Source organism: Alkanindiges illinoisensis (assembly GCF_004377485.1).
GTDB lineage: Bacteria > Pseudomonadota > Gammaproteobacteria > Pseudomonadales > Moraxellaceae > Alkanindiges > Alkanindiges illinoisensis_A.
The window spans coordinates 1-10307 of the sequence record NZ_SNTY01000041.1; the positions used below are offsets into that span (position 1 = coordinate 1).

Below are 10307 nucleotides of genomic sequence, written 5' to 3' on the forward strand. Positions count from 1 at the left end.
ATAACGTTTAGAAAAACCTTCACGTAATAATGTATAAACCTGATATCTTTCTTCTTGAGTAAGATGAGTATAGTTCATGATGCAACTTTGACTTTGGTCGGTCGGAAACAGAATGCTAGCTCATCTTCCTTCCTTCCAATAAATTAATCTCTGTTGCACTTCATTTGAGAATCTAAGATTTTAAAAAGATAAACCGGTTGCCTACCATTCCTCACATAATTTTTTAGAGGAATATCAATGGCTACTTTTATTACCAGACAATTTTTGGTTGCAGGCCTGTGCAGTGTGGCCGTTGGCCTGACAGCGTGCACTGATAATGACAAAAATGATCAGGCTAATGTGCCTGCTGTAGAAAAAAAGAAGCCGAATATTCTGTTTATCATGGCGGATGATTTAGGATATTCAGACCTTGGAGCGTTTGGTGGTGAAATCAGTACGCCAAATATTGATGCACTGGCCAGCACAGGCCGCATTCTCACCGACTATCATACGGCGCAAGCCTGTTCGCCCACCCGCTCGCAATTATTGTCCGGTACTGACCATCATCTGGCCGGTATTGGCTCCATGGCTGAAAGTATTAATGACAATGTGCGCGGTGCGGATGGCTATGAAGGCTATTTAAATGACCGTGTATTGTCCCTGCCGCAATTGCTTAAGGACAATGGCTACCACACCTATATGGCTGGAAAATGGCACTTGGGATTAACCTCGGAATATGGCCCCAAGGCACGCGGCTTTGAACGCTCATTTGTACTACTGCAAGGCTATGATTTGCACTACAAGGACAAACCTGCCAGCGTGCAGCGTCCCGGTACGTATACCGAGGATGGTCAGGCTGTTGAACTGCCCGATGGTTTTTTCTCCACCAACTATTATACCGATAAGCTGCTGGACTACCTAAACAGCAACAAGGACGACAAGCCGTTTTTTGCTTATGCGGCCTATACCGCCCCGCACTGGCCACTTCAGGCACCAGATGAATTTATTGCAAAATATAAAGGCAAATACGATGCAGGCTATGATGCCATTCGTAACCAGCGTCTTGCACGCCAGAAACAACTGGGGATTGTTCCTGCAGATTTCCAGCCTGCTAATCCATTAGCCACAGCCAACACACCGGACAACGCCGGAAGCTGGAATGAGCTGACCGATGACCAGAAGAAAATTGAAGCCCGCAAAATGGAAGTATATGCGGCCATGATCGAAAATCTGGATTACAACGTGGGCCGCATCATTGCAGCGCTTAAGAAAAGTGGCCAATATGACAATACGCTAATTTTCTTTGTGTCTGACAATGGCGCTGAAGGCTTTCCCCGTAATGCCAATGGCTTTGACAACAGCCTGAATAATATTGGCAAGCCGACTTCTTATGTGAGTATTGGGTCACGCTGGGCTGAAGTCAGCTCTACCCCATTCCATTTATGGAAACTGACTGCGGGCGAAGGTGCCGTGCTGTCTCCAGCCATCATCAAGCTGCCCAGCCAGAATAAGGCTGAAACCATAAACACCAGCTTTACTTCGGTCAAAGATGTATCACCGACCATCCTGGAAGTTGCCCAGATCAAAAATCCGGGTAGCCAATACAATGGTAAAACTGTGCATCCTATCACTGGCAAGTCATGGCTATCCTTGCTGCAAAACAAAACCAGCACTGTGTACGGCGATAACTTTGTGTTTGGCGATGAACTGCACGGCAACCAGTATGTGCGCACCGCCAACTGGAAACTGGAATTGCAAGCACCGTATCAGGGTAAAAATATTCTGGGAACCGGTGACTGGGAACTCTACGATATTAAAAATGACCGTGCCGAACGCAACAACGTGGCGGCACAGCATCCGGATATTGTGGCGGACCTAAAAACCAAATATAGCCAGTACGCCAAAGATAATGGTGTACAGCCTTTCTTTGGTAAACAGTAACTTTGATTAGCCTTTATTCAATGAAGAATCAGTGTTTAAACCAGTGCTACGGCGTGATAGCACTGGGGCTATTTATATTTTCCGCCCAAGGTTGCCAACCAACTGATACAGCCAAACAGCAGTCATCTCCGGATGTTGCTCTGGCAAAACCTTTAGCGCTGGGTAACCTGCAACATTGCCAGCGCTATACAGGATTGCCTGCAAACTTTGGCAAAAACCCAAAGGCAGGCATGGCCTATATTGCTGCGGGTGAATTACAAATTGGCTCAACCCAAGGTTACCAGGATGAATTGCCCTTAAAAAGTGGCGCTGCCACGCCTATTGCGGCTTTCTGGATTGACCAGACCGAAGTCACCAATGCCCAGTTTGCCCAATTTGTAAAAGCAACGGGCTATATAACCGATGCGGAAAAAACGGGCGGTGGTGCGGTATTTATGGCACCTAAAGCCGGGGAAGCCATCAGCAATAATAGCTGGTGGCATTTTGTTAAAGGAGCCAACTGGAAACAGCCCAATGGTCCCAATAGTTCAATTAAAAACAAGGAGCATGAACCCGTCATCTTGGTCACCAAGAACGATGCCGAGCACTATGCCGTGTGGCTGGGTCATGACTTGCCCACCGAAGCCCAATGGGAATATGCCGCCAAAGCACAGGGACAAGCGCCATCACTGGACAAGGCACCGCATGATGAACATGGCGCACCCAGTGCCAACTACTGGCAAGGTGATTTTCCCGTGCAAAACAGCAAGACTGACCATTTTGCTGGGGTTGCGCCTGCAGGATGTTATGCAGCCAATGCGTATGGCCTGTATGACATGATTGGCAATGTCTGGGAATGGACGCAATCGCCCTATCACAACAGCCATGAACAGGATGTTGATGCACATAACCTGCCCGATGGACATGGCGGCAATCCGGCGCTGGCTCAAAGTTTACAACCTGCTCAGTCCAAGACAATGCTATTTGATGCCACACTATTTGTCATTAAAGGCGGTTCTTACTTATGTGCGGCCAATTATTGCGTACGCTATCGGGCGGCTGCACGTCATCCACAGGAGGCCAATTTGCCGACCAGCCATGTTGGGTTTAGAACCGTATTAAACCTTAAATAACTGGTTTAAGCTCAAAAAAATACCCAGCCTAAGCCGGGTATTTTTTATATTACAAACTTTTAGACAAACCGTAAAAACAGCCAGTACAAACCACCTGACAGAGCCACTGTTGCTGGCAGGGTGAGCACCCACGCTGACAAAATGGTACGAATGGTTGACCATTGCAAACCGGATTTATTGGCTGCCATGGTTCCCGCAACCGCACTATTGAGCACATGCGTGGTACTAACCGGCATACCCAGACGATCCGCAATGCCAATAGTTGTCATGGCAACCAGCTCAGCCGCCATGCCCTGCCCGTAGGTCATGTGTGATTTGCCAATGCGCTCACCCACAGTCACCACAATACGCTTCCAGCCCACCATGGTGCCCAGACCCAGCGCTAGCGCCACAGCCACTTTCACCCAGGTTGGAATATATTGGGTCACCTGATCCAGCCCCTTGCGGTAGCTTTCCACAACCTTGCTGTCAGGCTCGGCAAGTTTTGGCATGGCCTTGTCTTTATCCAGTCGCTTGAGTGCAGCACTGCTCAGATACATATCATTGCGCAAGGCCGCCACTGCATTGGCGGGTACATTGTTCAGGTTTTTATACGTTGCGACTTCTTCACTAATATGCTGCGATAACACTGCCACAGCAGGCACCACATCTGCATTAACCTCACGATCCTGAATATAATTGGTTAAGGTAGCGCGTGCTGCGGTTTCTGTCATGCTTGATGCTTTGGGTGCCAGTACCTGTGCCGCTTGGTCAGACACCACTACAAAGGATTGTACCTGCGAAGCATCCAGTGTTTTGTTCAGAGAATATGCCAATGGTGCAATGCCAATTAAAATCAGCATAATCAGGCCCATGCCTTTTTGCCCATCATTGGAACCATGCGCAAAGCTAACGCCGGTACAGGTAAAAATCAGCATGGCACGGATGCCCAGCGGTGGTGGCTCGTTGCCTACTGGCGGTTTGAACAGCTCAAGACGCTTTTTAAAGATAAACTTTAATAGCAGAAACACTACTGCTGCAAACACAAAACCAATCATGGGTGAAAACAGCAAAGCTTTGCCAACCTTAATCACCTGTTCAATATCAACGCCGCTGGTACCATGTGATGAATTGAGCAGCTGGTTCATCAGACCCACGCCAATAATCGAACCGACCATAGTGTGTGAACTGGAGGCTGGAATGCCAAAATACCATGTGCCCAGATTCCAGGTAATCGCCGCAATCAGCAAGGCAAATACCATCGCAAAACCCGCGCCACTGCTGACATTTAAGATCAGCTCAACCGGAAGCAAAGCCAAAATGCCATAGGCCACTGCACCGCTGGCAAACAGCACACCCAGAAAATTAAACAATCCAGCCCACATTACTGCCACATGCGCCGGCATAGCGTTGGTATAAATCACGGTGGCTACCGCATTGGCCGTATCATGAAAGCCATTTACAAACTCAAAGCCCAGCGCAATGATTAATGCAACCGCCAGTAAGGCAAATGAAAATAATGCCATCTGGGGAATCTGGGATAAATCGGCAAATAATTGTGTGGCAATATAAATCAGTGCTACAGCAATAATACCGAGGAACGCCGGCTTAAAAAACTTGGGTGGCGGCGTATCCACGTTACTTGAGTTCAGGCTTGCTGGAGCCAGAGGCTGCCCTTGCGATTCTGGTTTGTGCATAGAAACGAAACTAATAACCGTTTGATTGTGTCTATTTTGTGACACTTATATGACATTTACATGACAAATGCTGTAATTTCCGATCTTTCCTAATTAATTGACTGGTTTTTAAACATGAAAATAGCCTGTTAATGCCATTTTGACCACTTGTTGTTATGATTTCGCTGATCTGATCACTGAGTAATAAAATGTCTTCTTCGCAAAACTGGCGTGCTAATCCAGCCAAAAATTACCACGGGCCAAAAATTGCGCTGATTCATGGTTTATTGGCCGGCAGCCACATGGAGCGTCATTTATTACAGTTTTTGCGTGAAGCCGGTTATCAGGATACATCCTTGTATAGCAATCACCAGCGCCCAGCGGCGGTGGCTCGGGATCTCATTGAAGCTGGCAAGGCAGGTTGCCCCATTGTATTGATTGGCTATAGTCAGGGTGGCAGTCAGGTGATAAAAGTAGCCAAAGTATTACAAGAACACGGCATTGACTGTGACTTGGTGATTTCGCTAGCGGCTGGCGGTATGGGGCGACTGTATCCGGCACAGTGGGGCTTTAACGTGCGTCAGATTCCAGCCAATATTAAACGCTACCTGAATTATTTTGCTGCGGTTGACCGTTTGGGAACAGACCATAGATATCATCGTAATCTGGCTATTGCACCGGGCTTTGATACCCATGTAGAAAATATTGCCTATCCCATTGATGCCAATGTAGACCACCTGAATATAGTGCGCTGCTATCCGGCTGAACGTATAATTCCAGAAGTACGCACCTTGTTTTTAGAGCGCCTGTTGCATGAACTGGCAACGTTAAAATCTGGAATACTGCCTGCCTTTTAAAGCGGCTGGTCTGATCCCGCCTCATATCCTGAGCACAAATCTGCTAGAATATTTCCCTTTGCTTTAGCCTGCTTTTTTTGCCCTGCTTTAGTTTCAATCTTAATTTGCCCTAGCCGCTGTCGGAGTTGTTGATGTCCACGCTTGCCACCCTCAAAGAATTACTGGCCAAACGAATTTTAATTATCGATGGCGCAATGGGCACCATGATTCAGCGCCACAAACTTGAGGAAGCCGATTATCGCGGTGAGCGTTTTGCCGACTGGCCGCATGACGTCAAGGGCAACAATGACCTGCTGGTACTCACCCAGCCCCAGATTATTCAGGGCATTCATGCGCAGTATCTGGAAGCAGGCGCCGATATTATTGAAACCAACACCTTTAACGGCACGCGCGTTTCCATGGCTGACTATCACATGGAAGATCTGGTGCCGGAAATCAACCGTGAAGCTGCCCGGCTGGCCAAGCAGGTTTGTGAGGAATTTACCCGCAAAAATCCGGACAAGCCACGTTTTGTTGCGGGTGTTTTAGGGCCAACCTCACGCACCTGCTCGATTTCACCGGATGTGAACAACCCGGCTTTTCGCAATGTGACTTTCGATTTGCTGGTTGAAAACTATGTGGAATCCACGCATGCCTTAATTGAAGGCGGTGCGGACATTATTCTCATTGAAACCGTATTTGATACGCTCAACTGTAAGGCTGCAGTTTTTGCGGTGCAGCAAGTGTTTGAAGAAATTGGCCGTGAACTGCCGCTGATGATTTCCGGCACCATTACTGATGCCTCTGGCCGTACCCTGTCGGGTCAAACTGCCGAAGCATTCTGGAACTCGGTACGGCATGGCAACCTGCTGTCAATTGGCTTTAACTGTGCGCTGGGGGCCGATGCCATGCGCCCACATGTCAAAACCATTAGTGATAAAGCCGATATTTTTGTGTCGGCACATCCCAATGCTGGCCTGCCCAATGCCTTTGGTGAATACGATGAAACTCCAGAAGAAACTGCCGAATTCTTGCGCGAGTTTGCCCAAAGCGGCCTGATTAACATTACCGGCGGCTGCTGTGGCACCACACCGGAACACATTGCTGCTATTTATCAAGCGGTCAAAGACATTGCGCCGCGCCAGATTCCAGAAATTGCCCCGGCCTGTCGTTTATCCGGTTTAGAGCCGTTTAATATTGAAGCTGATTCGCTGTATGTCAACGTGGGGGAACGCACCAACGTTACCGGTTCAAAAAAGTTTTTACGCCTGATTCGTGAAGAAAACTTTAACGAAGCACTGGATGTGGCGCGTGAACAGGTTGAAGGCGGCGCGCAAGTCATCGACATTAACATGGACGAAGGCATGCTGGATTCGCAAGGCGCGATGGAGCACTTTTTAAAACTGGTTGCGTCCGAGCCTGATATTTCCCGCGTGCCCATCATGATTGACTCGTCAAAATGGGAAATCATTGAAGCGGGCTTAAAGTGCGTTCAGGGCAAGCCGATTGTCAATTCCATTAGCTTAAAAGAAGGCTATAACGAGTTTGTGCAAAAAGCCAAGCTTTGCCGTCGTTATGGTGCTGCCATTATTGTAATGGCATTTGATGAAGACGGTCAGGCTGATACTGCCGCACGCAAAAAGGAAATCTGCAAGCGCTCGTATGATGTGCTGGTCAATGACGTGGGCTTTCCTGCTGAAGACATTATTTTTGATCCCAACGTGTTTGCCGTTGCCACCGGGATTGAAGAACATAACAACTATGCGGTAGATTTTATTGAAGCGACAGGCTGGATCAAGCAAAACCTGCCACATGCCATGATTTCTGGCGGCGTGTCCAACGTGTCCTTCTCTTTCCGGGGCAATGAGCCGGTACGCGAAGCCATTCACGCCGTGTTTTTGTATTATGCCATTCAGCAAGGCATGACCATGGGGATTGTCAACGCCTCGCAACTGGCGATTTATGATGACATTCCCAAAGAATTAAAAGACGCGGTTGAAGACGTGATCCTGAATAAAAACCAGGGCGCATCAGGTAATGAAGCCACCGAAAGATTACTGGATATTGCCGAAAAATACCGTGGTGGTGGCTCTACGGCTGCCAAACCGGTTGAAAATCTGGAATGGCGTAATGAAAGCGTGGAAAAACGGCTGGAATATGCGCTGGTTAAAGGCATTACCGCATTCATTGATGCCGATACCGAAGAAGCCCGCTTAAAATCCAAGCGTCCGCTGGATGTGATTGAAGGCCCGCTCATGGATGGCATGAACGTGGTTGGCGATTTGTTTGGTGCAGGTAAAATGTTCCTGCCACAAGTGGTGAAATCTGCCCGTGTGATGAAGCAAGCTGTAGCATGGCTCAATCCGTACATTGAAGCTGAGAAAACGGCTGGCCAAAGCAAAGGCAAAGTGCTGATGGCGACGGTCAAAGGCGACGTGCATGATATTGGCAAGAATATCGTGGGCGTGGTGCTGGGCTGCAATGGCTATGACATTGTTGATATGGGCGTGATGGTCCCCGCCGAAAAAATCCTGCAAACCGCTATTGATGAAAAAGTGGACATTATTGGCTTGTCTGGCCTGATTACCCCAAGCCTTGATGAGATGGTATTTGTGGCCAAGGAAATGCAGCGTCAGGGCTTTAAGATTCCACTACTGATTGGCGGTGCAACCACTTCCAAAGCGCATACCGCCGTTAAGATTGACCCGCAGTATTCCAATGATGGCGTCATTTACGTGGCCGATGCCTCACGTGCGGTTGGCGTAGCAACCACCCTACTCTCACCGGAAATGAAGCCAGCCTTTATTGCACAAACCCGTGAGGATTATGAAAAAGTTCGTGAACGGCTTGCCAATAAACAACCCAAAGCCGCACGGTTAAGCTACAGTCAGGCCATCGATAATGGACTAAAAATTGACTGGCAGAATTACCGTCCGCCTGTGCCCAACCAGCTTGGCACACAGGTTTTGCGAAATTATCCACTGGAAAAACTGGTGCCTTATATTGACTGGACACCGTTTTTTATCTCGTGGAGTCTAGCCGGTAAGTTCCCCAAAATTCTGGAAGATGAAGTGGTGGGTGAAGCCGCGCGTGACTTGTATGCACAAGCACAAGCCATGCTCAAAGATCTGGTGGATAACAATAGGCTGGATGCGCGAGCCGTATTTACCCTAAAACCAGCGGCCCGAATTAGTGCAGATGATTTGGTGGTGTATGACGATGAATTACGCCAGAATGCCACGCATACGTTCCATCACCTGCGCCAGCAAACCGATAATGTGAGCCGTAAGCCCAACCTGTCACTGGCAGATTATATTAGTCCAGTAGATTCGCATGCACAGGATTATCTGGGTGGCTTTACCGTATCCATTTTTGGTGCGGAAGAAATGGCCATTGACTACCGCGCCAAGGGTGATGACTACTCAGCCATTCTGGCGCAATCTTTGGCAGATCGTTTGGCAGAAGCCTTTACCGAGCATCTGCATGAGCGCGTGCGTAAGGAATTCTGGGGTTATGCCAGCGATGAAGCACTGGACAATGATGCGCTCATCAAGGAGCAGTATGTAGGCATTCGTCCGGCTCCGGGCTATCCGGCCTGCCCTGAACATTCGGAAAAAGTGACGCTGTTTAACTGGTTAAACACCACCGATGCCATTGGCACGCAACTCACTGAGCATTACGCCATGATGCCGCCCTCTTCGGTAAGTGGATTTTTCTACTCTCATCCAGAGTCGGATTATTTTAATGTGGGCAAAATTGGCCGAGACCAATTAGAGGATTATGCCAAGCGTAAAGGTTGGAGCATTGAACAGGCTGAACGCTGGTTGGCACCGAATCTTGAGTGATTTACGTTATTCAATGATTTTTGTTATTTAATGATGCATAGAAAATTATTCGTTATTGAATAATAAATCATCAAGCCCTATGATAGATATCAATGGTCACTATCATAGGGCTTTTTTTATGGAACATGCCAAAATTTTCCAGTCTGGCCGTAGTCAGGCTGTCAGGTTACCTAAGGCTTTTCGGTTTGCTGGTGAAGAAGTTGCCATTAAGCGCTTTGGCAACGGTGTGCTTTTATTACCAATGAACCAACCGTGGCAAATGCTGGAAGAATCACTACATGAGTTTGAAAATGGCTTTCATTTAGAGCGTGAAGCACAGCAGGATCAGGAACGTGAGGAGTTAGATTTCTAATGCTCATGCTTGATACCAATATTTGTATTTATATTATTAATCATAAACCACCACAGGTGATTGAACGATTCAAGCAGTATTCCCTTGGTGAAATTGCGATTTCCAGTATTACGGCCAGTGAATTAACATTTGGTGTCGAAAAAAGTGGTTCAGCTAAAAATAAGTTGGCTTTGCAGAAATTCTTTGCACCACTGGAAATTTTGCCTTTTGATGAGCATTGTATTTGGGATTACGCGACATTGCGCAATCATTTACAGCAGCAAGCCACACCGATTGGTTCATTAGATATGTTAATTGCCGCGCATGCTTTATCAATTGATGCAACACTGATAACTAATAATGTAGCTGAGTTTGAAAGAGTAAATGGATTAAAATTAGAAAATTGGATATAGGAATATTTAAAATTTCAGTTTAAGCATCTTAAAGTGAATTTTGAGATGTATAATATTTTCAGGCTTAGGGCTTTGTTGCACAAAGATTTAAAAAATAGAACTACCCTAAGCGACTCAAATTTAAGTGACAACTTGGGTATGAGCTCGGCCTAATTCCATAAATTTATTTAATACTGCCACACGTGCATGAATCTC

At 47.2% G+C, this 10307-nt stretch carries 7 protein-coding genes; 6 read left to right on the forward strand and 1 reads right to left on the reverse strand.

The window, feature by feature from the left end; all coding sequences use genetic code 11:
- Positions 1-237 precede the first annotated feature (237 nt).
- Both E2B99_RS10035 and E2B99_RS10040 read left to right on the forward strand, forming a co-directional pair.
- Positions 238-1920: an arylsulfatase gene (locus E2B99_RS10035; RefSeq protein ID WP_134244829.1), complete on the forward strand. Its 1683-nt coding sequence runs from the start codon at positions 238-240 to the stop codon at positions 1918-1920.
- Between the two features lie 20 nt (positions 1921-1940).
- Positions 1941-3032 carry an SUMF1/EgtB/PvdO family nonheme iron enzyme gene (locus E2B99_RS10040; RefSeq protein WP_134244830.1) on the forward strand — a complete coding sequence of 364 codons (1092 nt, stop codon included), beginning with the start codon at positions 1941-1943 and terminating at the stop codon, positions 3030-3032.
- A 59-nt stretch (positions 3033-3091) separates the two neighbouring features.
- Here E2B99_RS10040 and E2B99_RS10045 read toward each other — a convergent pair whose 3' ends face one another.
- Positions 3092-4708, reverse strand: coding sequence for an inorganic phosphate transporter (locus tag E2B99_RS10045; RefSeq protein ID WP_134244831.1), 1617 nt, complete (start codon positions 4706-4708; stop codon positions 3092-3094).
- Positions 4709-4896: 188 nt separating this feature from the next.
- Between E2B99_RS10045 and E2B99_RS10050 the strand changes: the two genes are divergently transcribed.
- The 4 genes from E2B99_RS10050 to vapC all read left to right on the forward strand — a co-directional run bounded on the left by E2B99_RS10050 (position 4897) and on the right by vapC (position 10112).
- A complete protein-coding gene (locus tag E2B99_RS10050; protein ID WP_134244832.1) occupies positions 4897-5544 on the forward strand; it encodes an alpha/beta hydrolase in 648 nt (215 codons plus the stop codon).
- Positions 5545-5675: 131 nt separating this feature from the next.
- Complete coding sequence (gene metH, locus E2B99_RS10055; RefSeq protein WP_134244833.1) at positions 5676-9368, forward strand: methionine synthase; 3693 nt, start codon at positions 5676-5678, stop codon at positions 9366-9368.
- Positions 9369-9486: 118 nt separating this feature from the next.
- A complete protein-coding gene (locus tag E2B99_RS10060; protein WP_134244834.1) occupies positions 9487-9720 on the forward strand; it encodes an antitoxin in 234 nt (77 codons plus the stop codon).
- Entirely contained in the window at positions 9720-10112 is a 393-nt protein-coding gene (vapC, locus tag E2B99_RS10065) for a type II toxin-antitoxin system tRNA(fMet)-specific endonuclease VapC (RefSeq protein WP_134244835.1), read from the forward strand. The genes E2B99_RS10060 and vapC overlap by 1 nt, the downstream gene beginning before the upstream one ends.
- The last annotated feature ends 195 nt before the right edge of the window (positions 10113-10307 follow it).

Excerpts from the sequence above, each read along its gene's own strand:
- E2B99_RS10050 (WP_134244832.1), top strand. The coding sequence starts at position 4,897 with ATGTCTTCTTCGCAAAACTGGCGTGCTAATCCAGCCAAAAATTACCAC.
- E2B99_RS10040 (WP_134244830.1), top strand. The coding sequence starts at position 1,941 with ATGAAGAATCAGTGTTTAAACCAGTGCTACGGCGTGATAGCACTGGGG.
- E2B99_RS10045 (WP_134244831.1), bottom strand. The coding sequence starts at position 4,708 with ATGCACAAACCAGAATCGCAAGGGCAGCCTCTGGCTCCAGCAAGCCTG.
- E2B99_RS10035 (WP_134244829.1), top strand. The coding sequence starts at position 238 with ATGGCTACTTTTATTACCAGACAATTTTTGGTTGCAGGCCTGTGCAGT.
- vapC (WP_134244835.1), top strand. The coding sequence starts at position 9,720 with ATGCTCATGCTTGATACCAATATTTGTATTTATATTATTAATCATAAA.
- metH (WP_134244833.1), top strand. The coding sequence starts at position 5,676 with ATGTCCACGCTTGCCACCCTCAAAGAATTACTGGCCAAACGAATTTTA.
- E2B99_RS10060 (WP_134244834.1), top strand. The coding sequence starts at position 9,487 with ATGGAACATGCCAAAATTTTCCAGTCTGGCCGTAGTCAGGCTGTCAGG.